The 24,372-nt window shown below is 38.4% G+C and carries 27 protein-coding genes and 1 tRNA gene; 18 read left to right on the forward strand and 10 right to left on the reverse strand.

All coding sequences use genetic code 11. The annotated features are described in order from the left end of the window. Window positions 1-116: 116 nt before the first annotated feature. The 5 genes from MKL38_RS06755 to MKL38_RS06775 form a co-directional block, all read right to left on the reverse strand. Window positions 117-902 carry a thiazole synthase gene (locus MKL38_RS06755; RefSeq protein ID WP_003650728.1) on the reverse strand — a complete coding sequence of 262 codons (786 nt, stop codon included), beginning with the start codon at window positions 900-902 and terminating at the stop codon, window positions 117-119. 13 nt (window positions 903-915) lie between these two features. Continuing rightward, window positions 916-1,113: a sulfur carrier protein ThiS gene (gene thiS, locus MKL38_RS06760; protein ID WP_003650729.1), complete on the reverse strand. Its 198-nt coding sequence runs from the start codon at window positions 1,111-1,113 to the stop codon at window positions 916-918. A 13-nt stretch (window positions 1,114-1,126) separates the two neighbouring features. Then, window positions 1,127-1,492 (reverse strand): DUF423 domain-containing protein, encoded by a 366-nt coding sequence (locus tag MKL38_RS06765; RefSeq protein WP_004643452.1) that lies wholly within the window; start codon window positions 1,490-1,492, stop codon window positions 1,127-1,129. A 110-nt stretch (window positions 1,493-1,602) separates the two neighbouring features. After that, window positions 1,603-2,469 carry an RNA polymerase sigma factor RpoH gene (rpoH, locus tag MKL38_RS06770; RefSeq protein WP_003650733.1) on the reverse strand — a complete coding sequence of 289 codons (867 nt, stop codon included), beginning with the start codon at window positions 2,467-2,469 and terminating at the stop codon, window positions 1,603-1,605. Between the two features lie 133 nt (window positions 2,470-2,602). After that, window positions 2,603-2,848 carry a sulfurtransferase TusA family protein gene (locus tag MKL38_RS06775; RefSeq protein ID WP_004643450.1) on the reverse strand — a complete coding sequence of 82 codons (246 nt, stop codon included), beginning with the start codon at window positions 2,846-2,848 and terminating at the stop codon, window positions 2,603-2,605. A 375-nt stretch (window positions 2,849-3,223) separates the two neighbouring features. Between MKL38_RS06775 and MKL38_RS06785 the strand changes: the two genes are divergently transcribed. Together MKL38_RS06785 and rhlB are read left to right on the forward strand one after the other, a co-directional pair. Next, window positions 3,224-3,436, forward strand: coding sequence for a cold-shock protein (locus MKL38_RS06785; RefSeq protein WP_000126912.1), 213 nt, complete (start codon window positions 3,224-3,226; stop codon window positions 3,434-3,436). A gap of 102 nt (window positions 3,437-3,538) precedes the next feature. Continuing rightward, window positions 3,539-4,690 carry an ATP-dependent RNA helicase RhlB gene (gene rhlB / locus MKL38_RS06790; protein WP_003650737.1) on the forward strand — a complete coding sequence of 384 codons (1,152 nt, stop codon included), beginning with the start codon at window positions 3,539-3,541 and terminating at the stop codon, window positions 4,688-4,690. A 38-nt stretch (window positions 4,691-4,728) separates the two neighbouring features. Here the strand turns inward: rhlB and MKL38_RS06795 are convergent, their stop codons facing one another. Further along, window positions 4,729-5,109 (reverse strand): hypothetical protein, encoded by a 381-nt coding sequence (locus MKL38_RS06795; protein ID WP_005046134.1) that lies wholly within the window; start codon window positions 5,107-5,109, stop codon window positions 4,729-4,731. A 210-nt stretch (window positions 5,110-5,319) separates the two neighbouring features. Between MKL38_RS06795 and MKL38_RS06800 the strand changes: the two genes are divergently transcribed. The 12 genes from MKL38_RS06800 (at window position 5,320) to MKL38_RS06855 (ending at window position 17,674) form a co-directional block, all read left to right on the forward strand. Then, a complete protein-coding gene (locus MKL38_RS06800) occupies window positions 5,320-5,895 on the forward strand; it encodes a nitroreductase family protein (RefSeq protein WP_270902870.1) in 576 nt (191 codons plus the stop codon). A 34-nt stretch (window positions 5,896-5,929) separates the two neighbouring features. Next, entirely contained in the window at window positions 5,930-7,003 is a 1,074-nt protein-coding gene (locus tag MKL38_RS06805; protein WP_003650743.1) for an NAD(P)H-dependent glycerol-3-phosphate dehydrogenase, read from the forward strand. A 56-nt stretch (window positions 7,004-7,059) separates the two neighbouring features. Further along, window positions 7,060-7,515 (forward strand): SixA phosphatase family protein, encoded by a 456-nt coding sequence (locus MKL38_RS06810; protein WP_003650745.1) that lies wholly within the window; start codon window positions 7,060-7,062, stop codon window positions 7,513-7,515. Window positions 7,516-7,537: 22 nt separating this feature from the next. Continuing rightward, window positions 7,538-8,677 (forward strand): type II secretion system protein GspL, encoded by a 1,140-nt coding sequence (gene gspL, locus MKL38_RS06815; protein ID WP_270902871.1) that lies wholly within the window; start codon window positions 7,538-7,540, stop codon window positions 8,675-8,677. Beyond that, complete coding sequence (gene gspM / locus MKL38_RS06820) at window positions 8,677-9,156, forward strand: type II secretion system protein GspM (RefSeq protein WP_151743252.1); 480 nt, start codon at window positions 8,677-8,679, stop codon at window positions 9,154-9,156. The genes gspL and gspM overlap by 1 nt, the downstream gene beginning before the upstream one ends. An 89-nt stretch (window positions 9,157-9,245) precedes the next feature. Beyond that, window positions 9,246-10,250 carry a quinone-dependent dihydroorotate dehydrogenase gene (locus tag MKL38_RS06825; RefSeq protein ID WP_017391991.1) on the forward strand — a complete coding sequence of 335 codons (1,005 nt, stop codon included), beginning with the start codon at window positions 9,246-9,248 and terminating at the stop codon, window positions 10,248-10,250. 6 nt (window positions 10,251-10,256) lie between these two features. Continuing rightward, window positions 10,257-10,844 (forward strand): CvpA family protein, encoded by a 588-nt coding sequence (locus MKL38_RS06830; RefSeq protein WP_198079786.1) that lies wholly within the window; start codon window positions 10,257-10,259, stop codon window positions 10,842-10,844. Window positions 10,845-10,869: 25 nt separating this feature from the next. Further along, complete coding sequence (gene purF / locus MKL38_RS06835; protein WP_003650754.1) at window positions 10,870-12,411, forward strand: amidophosphoribosyltransferase; 1,542 nt, start codon at window positions 10,870-10,872, stop codon at window positions 12,409-12,411. Between the two features lie 78 nt (window positions 12,412-12,489). Continuing rightward, the gene (locus tag MKL38_RS06840) at window positions 12,490-14,379 is read left to right on the forward strand and encodes a M48 family metalloprotease (RefSeq protein ID WP_035360185.1); all 1,890 of its coding nucleotides are present in this window, start codon (window positions 12,490-12,492) and stop codon (window positions 14,377-14,379) included. Between the two features lie 100 nt (window positions 14,380-14,479). Beyond that, window positions 14,480-15,127 carry a hypothetical protein gene (locus tag MKL38_RS06845; protein WP_270902880.1) on the forward strand — a complete coding sequence of 216 codons (648 nt, stop codon included), beginning with the start codon at window positions 14,480-14,482 and terminating at the stop codon, window positions 15,125-15,127. Window positions 15,128-15,138: 11 nt separating this feature from the next. After that, window positions 15,139-16,104 (forward strand): 2-hydroxyacid dehydrogenase, encoded by a 966-nt coding sequence (locus tag MKL38_RS06850; RefSeq protein WP_003650760.1) that lies wholly within the window; start codon window positions 15,139-15,141, stop codon window positions 16,102-16,104. Window positions 16,105-16,246: 142 nt separating this feature from the next. Beyond that, complete coding sequence (locus MKL38_RS06855; protein WP_270902881.1) at window positions 16,247-17,674, forward strand: M48 family metalloprotease; 1,428 nt, start codon at window positions 16,247-16,249, stop codon at window positions 17,672-17,674. A 90-nt stretch (window positions 17,675-17,764) separates the two neighbouring features. On the opposite strand, the gene MKL38_RS06860 is transcribed toward MKL38_RS06855, so the two are convergent. Together MKL38_RS06860 and rpsU are read right to left on the reverse strand one after the other, a co-directional pair. Continuing rightward, on the reverse strand, window positions 17,765-18,211 hold the full coding sequence (locus tag MKL38_RS06860; RefSeq protein WP_003650763.1) for a GatB/YqeY domain-containing protein: 447 nt from the start codon (window positions 18,209-18,211) through the stop codon (window positions 17,765-17,767). Window positions 18,212-18,236: 25 nt separating this feature from the next. Next, window positions 18,237-18,452, reverse strand: coding sequence for a 30S ribosomal protein S21 (gene rpsU / locus MKL38_RS06865; RefSeq protein WP_001136722.1), 216 nt, complete (start codon window positions 18,450-18,452; stop codon window positions 18,237-18,239). A 145-nt stretch (window positions 18,453-18,597) separates the two neighbouring features. On the opposite strand from rpsU, the gene tsaD reads away from it, so the two are divergent. Beyond that, on the forward strand, window positions 18,598-19,608 hold the full coding sequence (gene tsaD / locus MKL38_RS06870) for a tRNA (adenosine(37)-N6)-threonylcarbamoyltransferase complex transferase subunit TsaD (protein WP_270902872.1): 1,011 nt from the start codon (window positions 18,598-18,600) through the stop codon (window positions 19,606-19,608). A gap of 8 nt (window positions 19,609-19,616) precedes the next feature. Here the strand turns inward: tsaD and MKL38_RS06875 are convergent, their stop codons facing one another. Together MKL38_RS06875 and MKL38_RS06880 are read right to left on the reverse strand one after the other, a co-directional pair. After that, complete coding sequence (locus MKL38_RS06875; protein ID WP_270902873.1) at window positions 19,617-20,714, reverse strand: DUF6670 family protein; 1,098 nt, start codon at window positions 20,712-20,714, stop codon at window positions 19,617-19,619. Between the two features lie 110 nt (window positions 20,715-20,824). Continuing rightward, window positions 20,825-21,706 carry an ATP-binding protein gene (locus tag MKL38_RS06880; RefSeq protein ID WP_270902874.1) on the reverse strand — a complete coding sequence of 294 codons (882 nt, stop codon included), beginning with the start codon at window positions 21,704-21,706 and terminating at the stop codon, window positions 20,825-20,827. Window positions 21,707-21,883: 177 nt separating this feature from the next. Here MKL38_RS06880 and MKL38_RS06885 point away from each other — a divergent pair, with 177 nt between their 5' ends. The 3 genes from MKL38_RS06885 (at window position 21,884) to MKL38_RS06895 (ending at window position 24,372) form a co-directional block, all read left to right on the forward strand. Then, window positions 21,884-23,392 (forward strand): DUF3336 domain-containing protein, encoded by a 1,509-nt coding sequence (locus MKL38_RS06885; RefSeq protein ID WP_005306944.1) that lies wholly within the window; start codon window positions 21,884-21,886, stop codon window positions 23,390-23,392. Then, window positions 23,379-24,185 carry a protein kinase domain-containing protein gene (locus MKL38_RS06890; RefSeq protein WP_270902875.1) on the forward strand — a complete coding sequence of 269 codons (807 nt, stop codon included), beginning with the start codon at window positions 23,379-23,381 and terminating at the stop codon, window positions 24,183-24,185. The genes MKL38_RS06885 and MKL38_RS06890 overlap by 14 nt, the downstream gene beginning before the upstream one ends. A 102-nt stretch (window positions 24,186-24,287) precedes the next feature. Next, window positions 24,288-24,372, forward strand: a tRNA-Leu gene (locus MKL38_RS06895).

Here is a 24,372-nt window from a genome sequence, read left to right on the forward strand (position 1 = left end):
TTTAGATCTGTTGATTTGAATAAAGCGATATAGATTTTAAAACTTTTAGAAAATTAAAAATGGTTATATGAGGGGGGGAGGAACCACTGAAAAATCAGTGATTCCTTAGAAATAAATTATTTAAAGAAATAACCTGTCTCTGGTGAGCTTGCATTTGCCATACGTTTACGTGGCATGCGACCAGCTAAAAATGCTTCACGTCCTGCTTCAACAGCTTTTTTCATTGCAGAAGCCATCAAAATAGGATTCTGAGCAGCTGCAATCGCGGTATTCATCAACACGCCATCACAACCAAGTTCCATTGCAATAGCTGCATCACTTGCTGTACCAACGCCTGCATCTACCAAAACTGGCACTTTTGCATTTTCTTTAATAATTGAAATAGTATGGGGGTTTAAAATACCTAAACCTGAACCAATGAGACTGCCTAAAGGCATAATTGCAACACAGCCCATACTTTCAAGTTCTTGAGCAATGATCGGGTCATCAGAGGTGTAAACCATAATCTCAAAACCGTCATCAATCAAAGTACGTGCCGCTTTTAAAGTCTCGGTTACATTTGGATATAAGGTCTTTTCGTCACCCAAAACTTCAAGTTTTACCAAGTTGTGACCGTCTAGAAGTTCACGCGCTAACATGCAAGTACGAATTGCGCTGTCAGCATCAAAACAACCTGCGGTATTTGGTAAAATTGTATACTTTTCTGGCGGAATGACAGAGAGTAAATTTGGCTGATCTGGATGTTGTCCAATATTCACACGGCGGATTGCAACAGTAACGATTTCTGCACCACTCGCTTGAATGGCTAAATCTGTTTCATTTAAGTCTTTATATTTGCCAGTTCCTACCAATAAACGAGATTGAAAAGAACGTGAACCAATAATGAGAGGGGTGTCTTGCATGGATAACTCCGACTTAGCCGCCGCCAACAGCGTGAATAATTTCGATACGGTCATGTTGAGCGATAGAAATCTGCTCTAATTTGCTTTTTGGAATAATTTGCTGGTTGTATTCGACCGCAAATCTTTTTCCTTCAAGTGCCAAAGCCTGAATGAGCTGCATTAGGTTTTGACAAGGCGTGTCCGTTAATTCGCCATTTAAATAAATTTGCATGATCACATTCCAATTATTTTGCGTATTTGAGGGCATTCCAAGCCAAAACGAGCCATCCAGCTATCATAAATGCTCCACCAATTGGGGTAATTGCCCCTAAAATTCTCGGTAATCCAAGCGCCATGATATAGAGTGAACCACAGAAGAATAAAATACCAATCTGAATCAATATGAATGGCAATTTAATGGGGAACGTAAGGATAACTTTGCTTAAAATACCAAGTGCTAAGAGACCTAAAGCATGGTAAAAAAAGTAGTCGGTTGCAGTATGCCACCAAACAAGTTGCTCAGGACTCGCGTGAGCTTTAAGACCATGTGCTCCAAAAGCACCCAACATGACTGCAAAGGCAAGATTAAGGGCTGAAATGGCAATCCACATAACAAAAAACGCAAATGAATAATGAAGGGCAACGTTATCATAGATTGGGTTGGCTAAACATAGCCAGATAAAACAAAAGGGCTAATCGCCCTTTTATTTTTAAACTTATTTTAGCTTGCAGACATGGCAATTTTAATTTTTTCCATTGCATTCTTTTCAAGCTGGCGAATACGTTCTGCTGATACATTATATTCGGCCGCTAACTCGTGGAGAGTAGATTTGTCATCATCTAACCAACGACGTTGTAAAATATTACGCGAACGGTCATCTAACTGATCCATTGCATTATGTAGGGCAGATGTACTTTGCTCTTCCCAGTCCTCATTTTCGACTAAACGGGCTGGATCATAGCGATTATCTTCAAGATACAATGCCGGTGCAGTATGTGGGGTGTCATCGTCGTCGTCACCTTGAGCTTCGAAAGCAGCATCATAAGCGGTTAAACGACCTTCCATCTCCAGAACTTGTTCTGCAGTTACATTTAAGTCATTCGCAATCGATTGAGCTTCTTCGAGCGTTAATTTTTTACTCGATTTTTTTAAACTACGTAAATTGAAAAATAATTTACGTTGTGCTTTGGTCGTTGCAATTTTGACAATACGCCAGTTACGGATAACGTATTCGTGAATTTCTGCCTTAATCCAGTGGACGGCAAAAGATACAAGACGCACGCCCATATTTGGGTCGAAACGCTTCACGGCTTTCATTAAGCCTAAATTACCTTCTTGAATAAGGTCGCCTTGTGGTAGGCCATAACCTGCATAGCTGCGCGCAATGTGAACGACGAAACGTAAATGCGACATTACCAGCATTTTTGCGGCATCAAGATCTTGGTCATAATAATAACGTTCAGCAAGTTCTTTTTCTTGCTCGGCCGTTAAAATAGGAATCTGATTGACAGTACTGATATATGCACCAAGGTTTACACCGGGCGCAGACAATGACAGGGGCATCAATTGATTGCTGCTGTCACTCATGATTTCTCCTTATAGGATCGGATGGGATAACCAATAAATTCATCTTAGTTTGAATCAGCTTCATAATTAAGGAAAATTGGGTAGAGAAATGTAAAATTTTATGCAATTTCTAATCTTTTAGTTTATCAAAGAATTATTGAGTTTCAATTAAATAGTGAAATTCTCTTTCGGATATATGTGTGGTTTGACACATAAAATGATGTAAACCACAGTAACGAGTTACATCTATTTCACTATGGGGATCAGAAGATTTTAATAAAAATAGCTGTTTACCCGATACTTTTTTGAGTTCGCGTTTAAGCATTAATAAAGGCATCGGACAAGGTTGGCCCAAGGCATTAATTTCAATAAGTGCTGTAGTAGAAGAAGTGTTGGTCATTCATCATCAAAACAACTAAAAAGATTATTCTAACAAATTTTTTTATAAACACCGCACATTTTATAAAAGAAGAAACAAGCAATTACCTATAAAAAATATTGTAATAAGCTGTTTAAAAAAAGGACTAAAAATAGGGGGAATAATTGAAAAAAATTCTATTAATTGTCATAAACCCGTGGTAAGCTCGAACCGTTTTAGGATTTACCACACACTTAAATTGGTTTAAAAATCCTATAACAAATGGATGTAACCGGAAATTGTTGATAGTTTCACAGAATGATTACAAGCTTTAAGATTATAAATATTTTAAAAACTTGTTTGCTCTGCTGTTTGCAACACCGGAAGGTCCTTTTTTCAACATCTGAGGATTGACTTATGACAGCTCGCGAACAAGGCGTAGTAAAGTGGTTTAACGACACTAAAGGTTTTGGCTTTATTCAACGTAACGGCGGTGACGACGTATTCGTTCATTTCCGTGCAATCGTTGGTGACGGTCACCGTTCTTTACGTGACGGCCAACGCGTAGAATTTAGTGTAGTACAAGGTCAAAAAGGTTTTCAAGCTGAGAACGTTCAGCCTTTAGACTAATTCATCTTTTGATGAATCACGGACGCTCCAATTTTTGAATTGGGGCGTTTTTGTTTATAATGATCTTCTCATTAGAGAGATTGTTTGTTAGAGCACGTATTTATGACATCTGGTTTTGAAACCTTGAATTTACATCCGCAACTTAAAAAGGCGATTGATGCTTTAGGGTTTAAGCAAATGACCCCGATTCAGCAAAAGGTTTTAAAATATACGTTGGGCGGGCATGATGCAATTGGTAGAGCACAAACAGGAACAGGTAAAACTGCTGCTTTCCTGATTAGTGTAATTAATGACTTGTTACATAACCCGATTCAAGAGCAGCGCTTTCGTGGTGAGCCACGTGCCTTGATTTTGGCGCCTACTCGTGAATTGGCATTGCAAATTGAAAGCGATGCGAAGTTACTCACAAAATTTTCAGATTTACACGTCGTGACACTATTAGGTGGTGTAGATTTTGATAAGCAAAAGAAACAGCTAGATGCTAATTTTGTCGATATCATGGTTGCAACACCTGGGCGTCTAATTGATTTTGTAGAACAAAAAGAAGTTTGGCTCGATCAAATTGAATTCCTAGTCATTGATGAAGCAGACCGCTTATTGGACATGGGTTTTATTCCTTCTGTAAAACGTATCGTGCGTTATTCCCCGCGTAAGGAAGAACGTCAAACCCTCATGTTCTCGGCTACTTTTAGTTATGATGTGCTTAATTTGGCGAGACAATGGTTGTTTGAGCCAATCACTGTTGAAATTGAGCCTGAGCAAAAAACCAATAACGATGTTGAGCAACGTGTTTATGTAGTGGCTAAACAAGATAAATATCGTTTGCTGCAAGATATTTTACGCGAAGAGCCTATCGATAAAGTCATGATTTTTGCTAATCGACGTGATCAAGTGCGCCGTCTTTATGACCATTTAAAGAGAGATGGGTATCGGGTCGGGATGCTTTCAGGTGAAATTGCTCAAGATAAACGTTTAAAAATGTTAGACCAGTTTAAGCAGGGTAAAAATAACATCATGATCGCAACTGATGTTGCTGGCCGTGGTATTCATGTTGATGGCGTATCTCATGTGGTTAACTATACCTTACCTGAGCAGTCAGACGATTATGTGCACCGTATTGGTCGTACAGGCCGTGCTGGGTCACAAGGTGTAAGTATTAGTTTTCTTTCAGAAGATGATGCTTTTTACTTGCCGGAAATTGAAAAAGCAATTGGTAAGAAATTGCCATTAACCCGTATAGAGGGTTATTGCTAATAAAAAAATCCCAATCATTTGATTGGGATTTTTTTTAATTAATTAATTTTGCAATAGAAAGTAAGTGTTGTTTGATAATCATCATCTTTCGCTAGAGATGCATTTTTACCAGTTAATGTGCCAATCACACCAGCTGCTGCTTCAACCATTTGGCCTGTTTTCTCGCTTACCACATCTTTTAATACGCCGTTGTATGTTGTTTTTTCATCTACAACAACGGGCGTAGTATTTTTTGAACAAGTTTTTTGAGCGGCAGTAATCGCATTATTTTTTGCAATTAGATTTGTTTTACCAATGCCTGTGACTTCAAATTGATTATTTTCTTTTTGAACCGCCAAGGTGTTTTTAGGGGTAGTGGCACAAGCTCCTAGTAATAAAACAACACTGCTCAACGCACTCGCTAAAATTATTTTTTTCATGTTTCACCTAATATCGTTAATCGTCAAAAGATCTCACTATTTGAACACAAGTTTTCTAATTGACTTTGAAGACGTTGTATTAGTTTTGATGTTTTGTCTTAAAAATATGTCAAAGCATGAGCTCGTTGTTTTTTATGTTCTAGATACAATGGTGGATTATCTGTAGATTATGCTAATCTATTTTGAATTTTTTGAGTTAGATCAATATTAATGACGGATTCAGCAACACAGATAATTCATCAGAATATTCACCAACGTCAATCTATTGGCCAATTGATTGAGCCTGCACCAAATGCAGATCAATTAGAGTTGGCTTTTCAAGCTGCTTTAACTGCTCCTGACCATCATAGACTTAAACCAACACGTTTTGTTGTTATCGAGGCTGAACAACGTGCTGCATTTGGTGAGGTTTTAGCAAAAGCACTGGCTGATTTGGGTGAAACTGACTCAGCGCAACTTGAACGAGTTAAGCAACATCCTTTCCGCGCGCCTTTACTAATTTTAGCGCTTACGCAATTGCAAGACCATCCTAAGGTTCCGCATTTTGAACAGATTTTAAGTACAGGGGCTGCCGTACAGAACCTTTTATTGTCTTTACAAGTTCAAGGCTTTTCCACCATGTGGCGTAGTGGCGCGATTGTTGAATCAAATTGGTTAAAGCAGCATTTAGGATTGCAACCACATGATTTAATTTCAGGTATTATTTATGTGGGCACAGCAGCTAAAGCGATTGCACCGCGTGCAGAGATTGAAAGTAAAGAATTTGTAAAGGTTTGGCAGGCTTAACGAGCCTCAAAAGTAAGAAATAGGATAATAAAGCATGGCTGAATTTAAGTTTACAGATTTAGTGGAACCTGTTGCGGTTGATAAAAAAACAGCATTACGTATTACTGTGTTAGGTGGAGGTAGCTTTGGTACGGCGATGGCCAATTTAGCTGCACGTAATGGTTGCGACACCATGATCTGGATTCGTGATGCCGAAACAGCAGAAGAAATTAATAAAACCCATATTAATAAACGTTATTTGCCAGACTTTGTTTTAGAGTCATCATTACGCGCTGTGTCTGACCTTGAACAAGCCGTATGTGATCGAGATATTATTTTGGTGGCAATTCCTAGTCATTCATTTCGTGATGTATTAAAACAAATTGCTCCTTTTATTACTGCACAAGCGGTTGTCTCTCTAACGAAGGGGGTCGAGGCTAAAACTTTTAGCTTCATGAGCGATATTATTCGTGAAGAATTGCCAGAAGTTCCTTATGGGGTGTTATCTGGACCAAATCTCGCTAAGGAGATTATGGCAGGTATGCCATCTGGTACTGTTATTGCCAGTGATTCTGAATTAGTTCGTTATGCTGTGCAGCATGCTCTTCATAGTGCTTTATTCCGAGTTTTTGGTAGTGATGATGTGCATGGTGTTGAATTAGGGGGCGCACTTAAAAATATTTATGCAGTTGCAATGGGAATTGGCGCTGCTTACAAGATTGGTGAAAATACCAAGAGTATGATTTTAACGCGTGCTTTGGCCGAAATGAGCCGTTTTGCAGTCAAACAAGGAGCAAATCCGCTAACGTTCTTAGGTCTATCTGGTGTTGGTGATTTATTTGCAACCTGTAATAGTCCTTTAAGCCGTAATTATCAGATTGGTTATGCTTTAGGTTCAGGTAAAACACTTGATCAAGCGAGTAAAGAGTTAGGGCAAACTGCGGAAGGAATTAATACGATTGTTCAGGTGCGTGGTAAGGCAGAAGAACTTGACGTGTATATGCCTATTACCAATGCCTTATATGAGGTTATTTTCGAGGGTGCGCCACCTTTAAATATTGCCTTATCTCTTATGAAAAATGGACACCGTAGTGATGTTGAGTTTGTTTTACCTCATCATGAAGTCTGAAGAAGAAATGTCATAAATTACGGTTATAATGCAAGAATTATTAACAAGGAATATTTATGCAACTGACATTGGTTCGTCATGGGGAAGCCGCTCCTCCAGTGAATGGTAATGACACTAAGCGTCCACTTACCGCTCGTGGGCATGCTCAAGCTGAGCAGACAGCAACATTTTTAAAAGATATTGTTAAGCCTGATATTTTTGTAGTTAGTCCTTTATTGCGTGCTCAAGAGACATTGGCGCATATTCAAGCTTATTTTAAAGATGTTCCTGTGCTGTTATGCGATAAAATTAAACCAGATGATAATGCGAAAGAAGCAGTTGAGTGGTTGTCTCAGGTTCCTTATGAGTCAATTGTAGTCGTGTGTCATATGAACGTGGTAGGGCATATTGCTGAACTACTAACACATGAAAACTTTAATCCATTTGCACTTGCCGAAGCCCGAATTTATGATCAGGCTGTTATTGCAACTGGTTTATCAACACAAAAAAATAGTTTTATACCCACAATATAATTAAAAGGTCATTTAGCCCATTATGCTGTATTTATGGATGCCTGAAACCAATGGAATATGGCATTGGTCTAACGGAGAAAACTGGTTGCAGGCAGCAAGTCTTGATCAATTAATACAAGACCTGCAATTACATCAAGGAAAAGAAGCTGTCATCTTTTTCCCTAGTCGCCATGCTCAGGTACTCCAGCAGCACATGGCAAAGTCTCATTACAAGCAACTAGGGGCAGATGGTGTTAAATATTTGCTTGAAGAATTTGTAACTTTGCCTATTGATCATATGAAAGTAGTGCATCATTTTCATGCTGATCAATTAACCGTATTGGGAGTGGCAAAAACAACAGTTGAAACATGGCAGCATGCAATGGCTTTGCTGCCTATTAAACTCGTTGCTTTATTGCCAGACTTTCTGATTTTACCGGAACCTCAAGAGCAGCAAGTGGTCTTATGTAATATTGACCAGAAATTACTTGTGCGTGAAAGTAAATGGGTGGGTAATTCGCTAGATGATTTAGCATTATTTTTAGAGTTTCAATCAGTCGAAACTCATTATCAATATAGTGGTTTGACAACAGAGCAACTCGAAAGCTTGGTGGCAGCCTCGGATGCAGAACATCATTCTGAATTTATTTATCAATTTCAGGGTTTAGATAAACCCAAACAGCATCTTTTTAATGTTCTGCCTAAAGCTAAAGGACAAGAGCATACTGTTTCTGGGTACTGGAAAGCGTGTGCCGCTATTGTTTTAGCAATTATAGTGGTCCAGTTTAGTTATGATTTTTTGCGTTGGATAAAGTTAAGAAATGTGGCTAATCAAACCGCCGAACAGACGGTCGAGCAATATAAATATTGGTTTGGTCCTTCAAGTCGGGTAAATGAGCAAAATATAAAAAGCCAATTTGAAAGTCATTTACGCATGAGTAAGCAAGGTGATACACAAGCACTTTCTTTATTGAGCCGTGTTGGACCTATTTTAATGCAAAGACAAATTTTAGCTCAGCAGTTAAATTATGATGCTTCAACACTGACCATGGCATTAAAAGCAAAGTCGGCAGATGATTTGCAAGCTTTAACACAGCAACTTAACCAGCAGGGATTCAAAGCTGAGCTGGGTAATGTTCAAGCTGATGGTGGTGGGGCAATTGGGGTGGTGAAAATACAATAATGAAAATGATAACTCAATTGCAAAACCGCTTTGACCAGTGGATTGAACAAGTCACTCAATATTTAGATCGTCTAACTGTGCGTGAGCGGGTTATGGTGGTCTTTACTACAATTTTTGTTGTGGTTACCATTGTGGGTGCTTCACTTTGGAAAATGCATTCGTTGGCAGAACAACAGCAAAAACGGTTAAATGATTTAAAAGATTTAATGGTATGGATGCAGAGTAATGCAGTTACCATGAAGCCAGCGAATGAACTCGAATTAGGCCAATCGGAAAAAATACAACGAGTAGCTCAGCAACAAGGCTTAACAGTCACTTCTCAACAAAATGGTGAGCAGTTACAAATTATTGTTACTCATCAGAATTATGCAATTTTAGCGAACTTTTTAACCCAACTTGCGCAAATGGGCTTAAGTATTGAAAAAATGGAAATGGTTTCAAGTGATGGACAGATTAAATTAACAGCGACGGTTCAATAACATATTAAAATATGCTGTTCTTAAGCATGGTGTTTTGTGCTGCCTGTGCCTATAATATGCCTACCTAAAATCAGTAGACTGTGATTGGTATGTTATATTCACTTGCTCGCCCGATGTTGTTTAGTTTAGCACCAGAGCGTGCCCATGAATTAACATTATCTATGCTTGATAAAGCACATAAGTTCGGCCTGCTCCGCCAGAGCGTAGAATCAAAACCGACAACCTGTATGGGAATTGAATTTCCAAATCCGGTAGGTTTAGCGGCTGGGCTTGATAAGAATGGTGCACATATTGATTCTTTAGCCGGACTGGGTTTCGGTTTTATTGAAATTGGAACAATTACACCTCGTCCTCAGTCGGGTAATCCACAACCACGATTGTTCCGTATTCCTGAAGCGAAAGCCATTATTAACCGCATGGGTTTTAATAATGATGGTGTTGATAAACTTGTTGAGAATGTTAAAGCTTCAAAATTTAAAGGAATTCTAGGTATCAATATTGGTAAGAATGCAGATACGCCTGTAGAAAAGGCTGTTGATGATTACCTGATTTGCCTTGAGAAAGTTTATAACTACGCTTCGTATATTACCGTTAATATCTCATCTCCAAATACTAAGAACTTAAGAAGTTTACAAAGTGGTGATGCATTAACTGAATTATTGCAAACCTTAAAAGAAAGACAACTTGAGCTTGCCGAGCAATATAACCATTATGTTCCTTTGGTTTTAAAAGTTGCGCCTGATTTAACAGCAGAAGATGTTGAGTTTATTGCAGCGCAATTATTGCAATTTAAAATTGATGGTTTAATCGTTACCAATACGACTTTATCTAGAGAGGGTGTAGAAAATCTTCCTTATGGTAATGAGTCGGGTGGCTTATCAGGTGCGCCTGTTTTTGAAAAAAGTACCGAATGCTTACGTTTATTTGCCCAAACGTTAAAAGGACAAATCCCGTTAATTGGCGTGGGTGGAATTTTGTCGGGTGAACAAGCAGCAGCCAAACAGCAAGCTGGAGCAACACTAGTACAGATCTATAGCGGATTGATTTATACCGGTCCTATATTAGTGAAACAATGTGTTGCAGCCATGACTTAAGTGAATATGAACACAATTGATATCATTATTCTGATACTTTTGCTCATTGGGGGGCTAAACGGTTTGCGACAAGGATTTATCAAAGCCTTTGCGAACTTGGTAGGATGGATCATTGCATTAATTATGGGTGCAAAATATGCTGTCCTCCTTGCGCCGTCCATGTCGGGTTTAAGTCATGATCCGGTTGTTCAAAAAATTGCAGCTTTCGCATTTATAGCACTTATGATCATTGTTTTAACATGGATCGTCACTGCATTTTTAAATGGCCTCTTGAAAAGTCTAAAATTGGGGCCATTAAATCGTTTAGCAGGTGGTGCTTTTGGTTCCTTAAAAGGCTTGTTAGTTGTGTTGATTACAATGCAGGGCGTAGGGCCTTGGGTTGAAAGTTCACCAAACTGGAAACAGTCCATACTTATACAGTTTTTACTGCCTTATGCACCTTTAGCGACTGAGCTGTCTAAAGATGCAGCGAGTGAGGCATTTCATCAAATAACATCTGGAGGTAGTGCATCAAGCACCCCTTCAAAAACAATGGACGAATCGGAAGATTTAGAAAACCGATCCGACCATTCGACAAAGAATCCTTTTTATTAATTCCTAGCTTGTCTGCGAGGTTGCTATGTGTGGAGTTGTTGGTATAGCCGGTAAATCGCCAGTGAACCAAATGTTGTTTGATGCTTTAACGATGTTGCAACATCGTGGGCAAGATGCAGCTGGAATAGTAACCTGCCATGAAGGCCGTCTTTTCCTTCGTAAGGATAACGGTATGGTGCGTGATGTTTTTCATACTCGTCATATGAGAGCATTACTTGGTAATTATGGTATTGGCCATGTGCGTTACCCAACTGCTGGTTCTGCTAGCAGTGCTGAAGCACAACCATTTTATGTGAACTCACCTTACGGTATTACGCTTGCACATAATGGTAATTTAACCAATGCTGAAGACATTCATGATGACCTGTTTAAAACAGATTTACGTCATATGAATACAGATTCGGACTCAGAAGTTCTTTTGAACGTATTCGCGCATGAGTTGCAGAAGAACGGTACTTTAAACCCTACACCAGATGATATTTTTCATACAGTTACTCGCGTACACGAGCGCTGTCTAGGTGCATATGGCGTAGTGGCGATGATTACCGGTCATGGTTTAGTTGGTTTCCGCGATCCAAACGGTATCCGCCCACTCATTTATGGTTCACGTATGACTGAACAAGGCGAGATGGAATACATCATCGCTTCTGAATCAGTTGCTATTACAGCGCTTGGTTTTAAAATTGAGCGTGACATTGAACCTGGTGAAGCAATTTTTATCACTGCTGATGGTGAATTGTTCACAAGACAATGTGCAGCTAATCCAAAATACCGCCCATGTATTTTTGAATATGTTTATTTTGCACGCCCTGATGCCATCATTGACGGAATTTCAGTTTATAAAGCCCGTTTAAAAATGGGTGAAAAGCTTGCTCATAAAATTTTACGTGACTGGGGTGAAGACCACGATATTGATGTGGTTATTCCAATTCCAGATACGAGCCGTACTTCAGCATTAGAACTTGCAAATATTCTAGGTGTTAAGTTCCGTGAAGGTTTTATGAAAAACCGTTATATCGGTCGTACCTTCATTATGCCAGGTCAGCAACAGCGTAAAAAATCTGTACGTCAGAAATTAAACCCTGTTGAGTTGGAATTTAAAGGCAAGAACGTTTTATTAGTTGATGACTCAATTGTTCGTGGTACAACCTGTAACGAAATTATTCAGATGGCGCGTGATTCTGGTGCAAAAAAAGTATACTTTGCATCAGCTGCACCTCAGGTTATGTATCCAAACGTTTACGGTATTGATATGCCTGCTAAAACTGAGCTAATTGCTTCAGAACGCAGCGTAGAAGAGATCCAAGAAATTATTGGTGCGGATCGTTTGGTTTTCCAAGAATTGGAAGACTTGAAAAATGCTGTACGTACCAGCAAAGTGCCTGATCTAACTGAGTTTGATTGCTCTGTATTTGATGGAATCTATGTAACAGGTGATATTGATGGTGCTTATCTAAATAATTTGGAGCAGAAGCGTAATGATTCTGCTAAAAAGAAAAAAGATGGTTACATTGATGTGAATGTTGACGCAGCTTCTGTAGATTTAACAGGCATTAAAGAAGAATAGGAATAGCTGAAAAAAGCGGGTGTTTCCCGCTTTTTTCTTTTATGATGAAACCTAACAATGTAATTGGGATTATTTACATTGAAAGAAGTAAGCCACTATCTAATCGAAAATAAGAATATGGCATGGTCCATCACTATGTGTTTGGTTGCTGTGCTGCTTACTATTTTTATTTTAAATTTAATTTTAGGTTTGCTCGTTCATTTTTTTGATTATAGTCAGCCCATTTGGTGGCACACTTTAAGTCCTTATTTTGTCGCACTATTACTTTTTATTATGGTTTGGTCTGTAGTTACCGAACTTTATATCCTGCGTAAAGGTGGACATTCTTTAGCGAAACAACTTAAAGCACGCCGTTTGGTGAAAGAAGAAAGTACCCCAGAAGAACTTGCAGCATTAAAAATTACAGAAAATTTGGCGCAGAATTTCTCACTAAAAGTTCCAACCTTGTATGTTTTACCTGATGAAGTTGGGGTTAATGCACTCACAGCAGGTTTTCACCCTAAAGATATTGTGATTATTTTGACGTGGGGAGCCCTGCAAAATCTAGATAAACTTGAGCTATATGGCTTGTTGGGCCATGAGTTTAATCAAATTTTATCGGGTGAAGCAGTTGAAAACACTAAATTAAAGATTTTATATAGTGGTTTAACAACATTTAGCCAGTGGGGCAGTAAATTAGCGAAACAAGGTTTTAAACGCTATAGCCCAGGCTATAAACATAAATTTGAAACAGTCTTTGTTGCGGTGGGTGGTGTAATTTGGTTAGCGGGTAGCCTTGGGGTATTGATCACTCGATTTATTAAATACTTAACTCTGAGTGGACGCACATTTCGTAATGACCAAAAAACAGTACGATTATTAAAAAATAGTTCGAATACTCAGACTTTATTGCGTATTTACGTCCACCATTCGGGTTCTCAAATTCATAGTGCTTATTCCGAATCAATCGCACATATGTGTTTTGCAAACTCACTTAGCCCTCAAAGCTGGATGAATATTCATCCGAGTATTCGTGAACGCATTTATGAATTAAACCCGACTTTGCTTCAAGATTTACAATTAGAAAATTTGAAAAAACTACGTAACCGTCCGTTATTTAGCTTATTTCATTTTTTAGAAGAATCTGAAAAAGAGATTTATATTCCATGGTCATCTCCACAGCCCCTACCTTTATTAAGATTGTCGCCTATTAGTTTTGCACTAAATGATGCGATTAAGCCCCTTAGTAGTGATGTGCGTCGCAATAAAAAGCGTCCTGAGTTAATTCAGCGTGCGCTACAAACAGCTACAGGGTCACGTGAAGTAATGGTGGCTATTTTGATGATTCGTCAATATCGAGAATTCATCCCTAAAGATGCGCCAGTTAGCCATGCCATTATTGATGCCTTATTAAATCTGGATGGTCGTATTCATATTCAGATATTCCATGATGCCTGTAAAAATATTGGACATATGCCGGCAAGCATTGCGCGGCAATTTCTCACAAAACTAGCGCTCATTATTCAAGAAGATGGTGAGATTGGGTTGTTGGATGCACTTTTGTTAGAGCGGGTTAAATATGAACTGAATTTGATGCCGCTGCATTTACCAACTGCATTTGAAGAAGTAAAACCCCAAATTGTTCGCTTGGTTGATGCTTTACTTCATGTTCAACAAATTAACAGCCCAAACCAGTTAGAAGTACGTGATCGTATTTTACGTTCTTTGCTCAATCCTGATGAAATGAATATTTATGATGAAATTTCGGATGAGCCTTTAGATTTGGCTGAAATTTTAAATGATATTGCGGGTTTATTGTTACGTGATCGTCTGAGTATTTTAGCGATTGCGGAAATGTGCTTGTGGAGCGACCGCATTATCACTCAAGATGAGTTGGATGTACTTGAATTGCTTTATTGGCGTTTCGGCTTTGAGACAGAAGAAATTGTTGAGCAAATGCAAAAAAGAAATAGTGTTATGATTATTTAAAAGACATCTACGATTATAAAAACAGCTGAACGAAATAAAAAACTGAAAAAAAAACTGAAGCCCGTTAGAATGTAGATTGAGTAGAGGTATTGATTCAAACATGATTGGGCAGCAAAGAAATATACTGGCAACTTTAGGAATTGATTTATGGATTCCTAAGACACAGGTGTGCCAAAAAAATAATACTCAAAGCCTTTGGCGAGATCATGTTGTTGAAGAACCTGAACCGATTATATTGCCTTCTGTAGAACCAGTCGTTTTTGAGCAGCCTACAAAGCCACAAATCAACGACATTCCAAAAGTTGAACCTGAAATTGTGGCGCCAGTTTCAATAGGTGTTCAGCCCGTTATAGCACCTCACAATGAAGTGCAAGCACCTGTAATTAAGATTGCATCATTTGAGTTGCAGGCTTTTTCTCTTGAAAAATGTGTTATTTTTTTAGATGTTACGAATTTAAGCGAAGAAGAAAAACAGCTTTGGAGTAACATACAAAAAGCAAAAATAGGGCAGTATGCTGAATTAAAATGGCCTTTTCCTTTAGCGACTTATCAAGATCAACGGGGCGCTGGTTCATATATACAAGGCTTTTTAGATGCTGTCGCAGCAGAGAAAAAGATATTGTGTCTTGGTGACTGTTCTTATATTCAACACGCGAATATTATTTATTTAGCAAGTTTGAAAGAAATGCTGGAGAAACCACTCCTTAAAAAAAGGTTATGGAAATTAATGCAAGATAACAACGAGTAGTAGGGATTTACATGAAAAAAGTTGTAGTATTTAGCCAAATTGATGAAGAAATTTTGTCTCGATTACAACAGAATTATCATGTTGTAGTTCTTAACCCAAAACTGGGTGATATTAATGAACAAATACGACAACACGTTGTAGATGCTGACGGGATGATTGGTGCAGGACGGTTACTCAATGAAAATAACCTTGCGCCAGCCCAAAAACTAAAAATTATTTCATCTGTAACGGTGGGCTATGACAATTATGATCTGGCTTATTTAAATCAAAGAAAAATCTGGTTATCAAATACGCCTCATGTTTTAACAGAAACAACAGCTGATCTTGCTTTTACATTATTACTAAGCGCTGCTAGAAAAGTTCCTTTTCTTGATCATTGGACAAAGCAAGGTGAATGGAAAAGAACTGTAGGGCCTCAGCAATTCGGTTTAGATGTTTTTGGAAAAACACTAGGAATTATTGGACTTGGCAATATTGGGGCTGCAATTGCTAGACGTGGTTTTTATGGATTTAACATGAATATTGTTTACCATAATCGTCGTGAAAAGCCTGAATTAGCTGAGCCATTAAACGCACAATATCTTGGTTTGGATCAATTACTACAACAGTCTGATTTTGTAGTAACCGCAGTTGATTTAAATAACGAATCGAAAGCTTTAATGGGCAAAGCTCAATTTGAGCTTATGCAAAAACACGCTATTTTTATTAATATTGCGCGCGGTTCGGTAGTTGATGAGCAGGCTTTGATTGAGGCTTTGCAGCAAAATCAGATCTTTGCTGCTGGTTTAGATGTGTATGAAAAAGAACCTTTACAAGATTCAGCACTGTTTAAATTGCCGAACGTAGTCACTTTACCTCATGTGGGTTCAGCTACTGCTGAAACCCGTAAAAAAATGGCAAATCTTGCCTATAAAAATCTGGTTGAGGCTTTAGAGGATAAAACACCTAGATATCTGGTAAACCCAAACTTTATATAAGTGATGAATAACACTTCATTGCAAAACTAGTCGATTTCCAGTGATATAGTAAAAGTCTATTGATTGAACATCATTTTTTATGGTTCACATCAGTAGACTTTTTTTATGGTTTAATTTTAATAGAGAAAAACTTTTGAGATTTTTGCCAGTTATTTTAAGTGCGACTTTTATAGCAAATGCTGCGTATGCACAGTCTTTCGACCCTCGGTCATCTGCGAATCAGGTGGAAATTCCAAATATTGGAAGTGGGATAGGCTTGCTTGATCAACAAAAAGAAAAATTTATTGGTGAAAAAGTATTCCGTGAAGTTCATAAACAAATGCCAGTTCTCCAAGATATCTGGCTCGAAGACCAATTTTTCCAAGTATTTTCAAGTATTTTGAGTGAGACTCAACTTGGTCAGCCTATTGGTCTGGTTGTAATTAAAGATCCACAAATCAATGCATTTGCTGTTCCGGGTGGCTTATTCGCGCTTAATACTGGCCTTATTGCTTCAGCTCGCAATATTGATGAAATTGCTGGGGTTATGGCGCATGAAATTGCACACGTATCTCAAAGACATTTTAGTCGTTCAGAGGAAGCCTTTAAGGGGCAAACTTTATTAAGTTTGGCTGGGCTTTTGGCAGGTGTGGCAATCGCAGCACAGGGCGGTGGAGATGCTGGGGCAGCAGTGATGTTGGGGACACAAGCTGCACTAATGGATCAGCAATTAACATATAGTCGAAATCAGGAACGTGAAGCAGACCGTATTGGCATGCAATATATGTATGCAGCGGGTTATAACCCTCAAAGTATGGCAGACTATTTTGAAACAATGCACCGTGCGACGAGTCGGGTAAGTTTTTTACCAGATTTCTGGCTGACTCATCCATTGACGACTGAGCGTATGAGTGAAGCTCGACTTCGTGCGAACCAGATGCCTAAAGTCAAAAATCATATATATGATGCCGATTTTGAAATTTTAAAATGGTACACAATGGTGGTTTCAAATCAGGCTACTGAAAATCAACTACAGAGTTTGGCCTCTCAAAAAAATATTGCTGGTCTTATTGCTTTAGCAGCTTTTTACGTAAAACAAGGTGATTATGCACAGGCGCAGTCCACCTTAGATCAAGCCAAATCTAGTGGAAAACCTCTTGTTGTGCTATTGCAGACAGATATTTATCTAGGGCAAAACAAGCTGGATCAAGCCTATACTTCAATTGCTTCTACACAAATGACTATGCCTGAAAATAGAGCTTTTAGCTATAAATTGGCTGAAGTGCTATTACGTCAAGGAAAATTTGCACAAGTTCAAACGCTTGTTCAACGATTTATTAATAAAAATCCAAGAGATATACAAGGTTGGCAATTTTTACAGCAAGCTGCTAATTTGGACAAGGCAGGAAAGTTGAGAGCAGTTAATGTTTTGCGCTATCGAGCAGAAGCTGAATATTGGTCGGGGAGTGAAGAGAATGCAATTAAATCGATGTTGCATGCTCAACGATTAGCAAAAGATAATCAAGCAATGTCGGCTAGAATAGACAGTAGATTAAAACAAATGCAAGATGAGCGACGAATGAAAATCTAAAAATATATCTTTTAAAATTTTCAGATATGCAAATATGCACAAACTAAAAGGAATTTTGGTTTGAAGGAATATAAAATTTAAGAGAGGAAATTAAGCTAATTTAGCTTTAATTTTTGCTGAAACGATAGAAGGATCGGCACGCCCGGCTATGATCGGACGTAGAGAATTCATCACCTTACCCATATCTTTCATGCTAGTTGCTTCTTGAGCAGAAATCGTTTGCTCAATGAGAGAATCAAGCTCTTCCTCAGTCATAGCTTCTGGTAGAAACTGAGATAAAATCTCAGCTTCGGCTTGTTCTTTACTAGCTAAATCATCACGACCAGCACCTTCAAAGGCTTTGATCGATTCTTTACGTTGTTTAATTTGCTTTTCAATGACCGCAAGAACCTGAGCGTCGCCAAGCTCTATGCGCTCATCGACTTCGATTTGCTTAATTGCTGCTTGTAGACTACGCAAAACCGTCACTGTTGCCATATCTTTGGCACGCATAGAAGTTTTTAATGCATCAGTAATTTGGTTTTTTAAAGTAGTCATAATTCAGCAGTCAATCACAAATTAATTAGTAAAGGCGAGTAGTACGTACAGATTCGCGAGCCAATTTCTTTTGGTAGCGTTTAACTGCAGCAGCTTTTTTACGCTTACGTTCTTGAGTTGGTTTTTCGTAGAATTCGCGTTTACGAACGTCAGCTAAAACACCAGCTTTTTCGCATGAACGTTTGAAACGACGGATAGCTACGTCAACTGGTTCGCCTTCTTTCAACTTAACTTGTGGCATGTAAAATCCTCTAGATTATGGATAAGATCAAGCACACTATTGTGCCAGATCACAAGTGAAGGTCAGTATTTTACTCATTTACAACTCATATCACAAGTCTATAATAGCGATTGCAATATTTTGACTCATATAAAAGGCAGTTTTGATGATTGTTTTAGGCTTGGAAACTTCTTGTGATGAAACAGGGTTGGCACTTTATGATAGCGAACTCGGCTTGCGGGGACAGGTTCTTTATAGCCAGATTAAACTTCATGCCGAATATGGTGGAGTAGTACCTGAACTTGCTTCTCGTGACCATGTTCGAAAATTAATTCCTTTAATGAATCAACTGCTTGAACAAAGTGGAATAAAAAAACAAGAGATTGATGCAGTTGCTTATACGCGTGGTCCCGGCTTAATGGGAGCCTTAATGACAGGGGCTTTATTTGGAAGAACTTTAGCTTTTTCTTTAAATAAACCTGCAATTGGCGTTCACCATATGGAGGGGCACATGTTGGCACCTCTACTTTCAAGTCAGCCACCTGAATTTCCATTTGTTGCATTGCTAGTTTCAGGTGGACATACACAATTAATGGCAGCTCACGGCATTGGTCAATATGAACTCTTGGGTGAGTCTATTGATGATGCAGCTGGAGAAGCTTTTGATAAAGTTGCAAAAATGATGAGCTTGCCATACCCAGGCGGTCCCAATATTGCAAAATTAGCTTTAAGTGGTAATCCGTCAGCATTTGAATTTCCGCGACCAATGCTTCACCAAGGTTTAGATTTTTCTTTTAGTGGTTTAAAAACAGCAGTTTCTGTGCAATTGAAAAAATTGAATGGTGAAAACCGAGACGCGGATATTGCAGCTTCATTCCAAGAAGCAATTGTAGATACCTTGGTAAAAAAATCAGTAAAAGCTCTAAAGCAAACTAGACTGAAACGTTTAGTTATCGCAGGTGGCGTAAGCGCAAATTTACGATTACGTGAACAATTGGAAACTTCATTGGGTAAAATTAAGGCACAAGTTTACTATGCTGAACCTGCCTTATGTACTGATAATGGTGCAATGATTGCTTTTGCTGGTTATCAACGGTTAAAAGCAGGACAACATGATGGTTTGGCTGTAACCACGACACCACGTTGGCCAATGACGGAATTAACTATTCCTGAGTAAAAGTATTCCTATTTAAAAGCTTCTTGGTTTTCGATATCAATGTATTCGATATAACCACGGCCTTGAGCTTCATTGCCGAAGTAATTACCAGTAAATTTATAGCCACTAGCATAACCACGCCCATGACCATAGCGGAATGGGCAGTCAATTTCTGCCTGAATATTCAAAATAATTTGTTTATTCTCATTTCGAGCAATCCACGAAAAGTATTTCGGAAGTCGCATCTTTTCCCCAGTCGGTGAGATGTAGTCATCGACTTGATGAGAAATAACGTCAAAGCTAACATCTGTATAAATTTCAGCTGGCTGATCAATATATCTAATATGGAGGGTGTAAGCGACCGTCTGTCCTGCAATATCTGCTTTAGTAAGAAGAAGTTGAGTGGTCTCGTTTAAATTAATAATTTGATAAGTAAAAAAATCAAGCGGCAGTTTATAAGCGTCAGGAAGAAGTTTGTTTATGAAACTATGTGGACCAGCTGCTCGTGCATATTCATACGTACAGAGTCCTTCACTTTCAATGTGTTCTGCTTGATAACTTAAAAAGCCTTTAAATTTTGCCAATAAACTAAAATGATCATAAATTGGTGTTTTTATAAACCATGAAACATGTGTTGTAACATCAATATCAAAGTCGAAAACAAGCCCATCATAACGTCCATGGATATGAACTTGCGGGAATTTTCCTTGAATTGAAATTTCTTTGCCTAATTCTATTAAGCTCCCATCTTTATTAATTTGTGTATCTTTGGGAATGATATAAGCCTTAAGCAAAGCTTGCTCAAGTGCTGCTGTACTTGAAAAGAACGTGGCTGTTTTTCTGGGGTCTTCATTAATTATGTTGTCATGATCAAAGGCTAGCGCACCAGGCGTGCCTAATAAAATCATAATGTTTAGACAACGATGCGGTTCGGGTAAAAGTGGAAAAAAGATACCGTAATGTGTCCAGCTATAATATTTTTCGTCAACTCGTGGGCGGATGATATGAGGCTGAGTAAAAGGAATAGTTGAGTATTTTTCTGCTTGATCCAAGGCACCTTGCGCGAGCAATAAGCTTTTACCAAGGACTTTGCTGCCTATGGAAATTTTTGGCAATTGTTTTTTCATATATAAACCTAAATAAGAATAGGACTATCTTTGTTTTAGGTTATGAAAAACAACTGCCAAATCTAAGCGGTTTTCAGGCCAAAGCCAAGGCTTTGCGGGACATTCGTCATTTAATTATTAGACAACTGTTTTAACCCGTTTAAGCCAATCCAATGCTTTGAGAACTGGTAAGCAGCACGGCCAGAGCGCTGACCACGCATTTGGCACCAACGTAAACTCTCGGCACGAACTTCATCATTAAAAGGCATATTTGCCTTTTGAATATAATGTTCTACGATTTCTAAATATAAATTTTGATCCATTGGATAAAAAGATAACCACAAACCAAAACGATCTGACAAAGAGATCTTTTCTTCAATCGCTTCTTGAGGGTGTAGTTCAGTATATTGAGGAACATCGACCTTGGTTACAGGTGTATTTTCATGCATGAATTCGGGTAACAAATGGCGACGGTTGCTGGTCGCATAAATAATAAAATTACTCGCACCAGATTGTAATGAGCCATCCAATACACTTTTTAAGCTACGATAGTTTTCATCTTCAGCATTAAAAGCCAAGTCATCGCAATATACGATGTATTTTTCAGGTCGATTTTGAATGAGTTTTTGAATTTTAGGTAAATCTGCCAAGTCATCACGTTCAATTTCAATTAAACGTAACCCTTGAGGGGCATATTCAGTTAATAAAGCACGAACAATAGATGATTTACCTGTACCACGTGAGCCAGTTAGAAGAACATCATTTGCTGGTAAGCCATTTAAAAATTGCAAAGTATTTTGAATGATTTTTTCTTTTTGGCGCTGAATGCCTTTTAAGTCATCTAAATAAATATTCTTTGGAGTATAGATGGCTTTAAGTTGCTGATTTTCCCATCTAAAGGCAGGTGCAGTAAAATCTGTCTCTTGTTTAGGTTCAGGTAAGACCTGCTGTAACTGATTTAATACAAGTGATAATGTCTGAACTAAATTGTCTGGTAAATCAATGGTAGCCATGGTAAGTCAATCATGTTAAACAGTAATTTACTAGGATACTAACACCGAAATTAACAGGCTGACAAAAAAGTTGTTGCTATACAGTTTATCAGTTTTGCAATTGATTGAAATGTTCAGACCGCGCATAGTGTGGTCATGTCTATTCAGTAAAATCATCTGTGAAGATGAGGACGAAATATGTTTGAAAAAATACGAAGTGATATGAATCCGCATCAGGCTTACCGTATCAAAAAATTACAACGTCAATTAGACATGGCTGAATCTTATGAAGAGTGGAAGTCTTTTGCATTAAAACTAGATGAAGAAACAGGGGTGCAAGAGTGGAAATTCGATAATAGTTCACCTTATTTTGATGCTGAACTCATTTCTTATCGATATACCTTACTGAAAAGATACCGCCAGCAACATCGAACGCTAGACCTCATTTATTTACTCAAAGAAGGCCTAACCTATGATATTGCAAATATTGGTCACCCAATGCTTTTTGCTGCAACTCATGTGGGCACAAAAAAACTAATTGAAGACTATATTGAAGAAGTTAGCCAAAGCTTGGCCTATATAGCTTCAAGTGAATGTATTACTTTCCAACGGAAAGAAAAAATTGAGTTTTTTGAAAATTGTGAAAAGGCATATGGACAACCGGCTCTTATGTTCTCGGGTGGAGCGACTTTAGGTCTTTTTCACACAGGGGTGTGTAAAGCTTTAATTGAACAGGATTTAATGCCTAAAGTGTTGTCTGGCTCAAGTGCAGGGGCAATTATGACAGGCATGCTTGGAACTTCTGCCAGTGAAGATGTTCAAAATTTATTAAATGGAGAACAATTCTTTAGCGATGCTTTCCATTTTAGAAAACTTCGTGAACTCATTAAGGGAAATGGTGGAATTGCCGATGTGCACTATTTGAAAAAATTCCTTGTTGAAAACTTAGGTGATCTTACTTTTGAGGAAGCTTTCAAAAAATCTGGTTTAAATATTAATGTTGCGGTTGCACCCTATGATGCAACAGAAAACCCGCGAATTATGAATGCCATTATGACCCCGAACGTTTTGGTATGGAGTGCTGTGTTGGCTTCATGTGCTGTACCTGTATTATTTCCACCAGTGCGTTTAACCAGTAAACGTTATGACGGTGAACATACACCTTATATGGCAAATACAAAATGGGTTGATGGCAGTGTAAGAAATGATTTTCCGCAAGAAAGAATGGCGCGTCTATATAATTTGAACTACACCATCGCCAGTCAGGTTAACCCGCATATTGTGCCCTTTATGCAAAATGATGCTGACCGTTTTCGTAAAGACGTTTTAAGTTGGCCCGAACGTATTTTAAGACGTCAAGGCAAAGTACTGTCGATGGGACTTATGGACTTTACCCGTCAAAGACTTGGTTCTATTTCTCCGATTAGGAGATTACTCGATCATGGATATGGCGTAATGGGGCAGCGTTATTATGGCGATGTTAATATCATTGCTAAATATGGCTTGAGTCACTATACCTATACTTTGCAAAACCCGCGTCCACATTTGTTTAAACGTTTGCAACGAGAAGGGGAACGTGCGACTTGGCCAAAAATTTCTTCGATTGAGACCCATGCTCGTATTGGTAAGACGATTCAGCATTGCTTAGAAGTTTTGCGTTTTGAAGAAAAGCAACAACAGCCAGAGTCGTACTATGCTGAAGCATGATTTTGCTTCTCATATAGAAAACTTAACATATGTTACAAAGCCCAGAAGTTCAGCTTTAGGACGGCATCTATGGACATGTTCTGTAGATGCTAGAAACTACTGGTTAAAATATCATTTGCCTGAAACGTATGTTCAAAGTGAGCAAGACTTTATACACGAACAATTGTTTTACGAAGAAATTAACAATAAAAATCCAACATGGCTTTTACCCCATAAATTAATCGAAGTTAGTACCATTCCTCAATTAAACCATTCTTTAGGTCAGGTTTTAATTTTACCTGATACTGATTTGTGGTTTGGTTCGTTGCCTAATGAAAATCATTTAACAGATGTGTACCGTACGATTTGGTTCGCGCTAGATAAGCTCTCGGAACTTCATAGATTGGGTTGGATTCATGGAGATATTAAAAGAGAACACTTTCGAAAGTTTCAGCAAAAACCTTACTTGATTGATTTTGAGAAAGCCCGACTTTTGACGAGTTCAGATTCAGTGATGGATGCAACACCACGTTATATGGCACCTGAACTCTATCAAGGTCATGGCAAGAGTGTACAAAGCGATTTATATGCATTTGGAATTGTTGTGTATGAATGGTTAACCCAAACTCGCTTAGAAGCAGGGAATTACTATGATTGGGCAGTATTGCATTGCCAAAATTTAACCATTCAATTACCAATACAGTTTATGAATTTTTATCCATTACTTTCAGGCTTATTGCAAAAACAACAAAAAAATAGGTTCGCAAACGCGTTTGAAGCGCTGAATTGTTTAAAAGCACATTCAAACTTATAAAAATCATCGATCTAGTATCTGTATACAATTTACACGGTCAGTTTTTTTTAGAAAAAAAACACTTGTCACTGTTAGATCTTATCGCTAATATACACAGCCATCGGGGGCGTGGCGAAATTGGTAGACGCACTGGATTTAGGTTCCAGCGCCGCAAGGTGTAAGAGTTCGAGTCTCTTCGCCCCCACCA

This window comes from Acinetobacter sp. AOR14_HL (assembly GCF_027855175.1).
Classification (GTDB): Bacteria; Pseudomonadota; Gammaproteobacteria; order Pseudomonadales; family Moraxellaceae; genus Acinetobacter; species Acinetobacter calcoaceticus.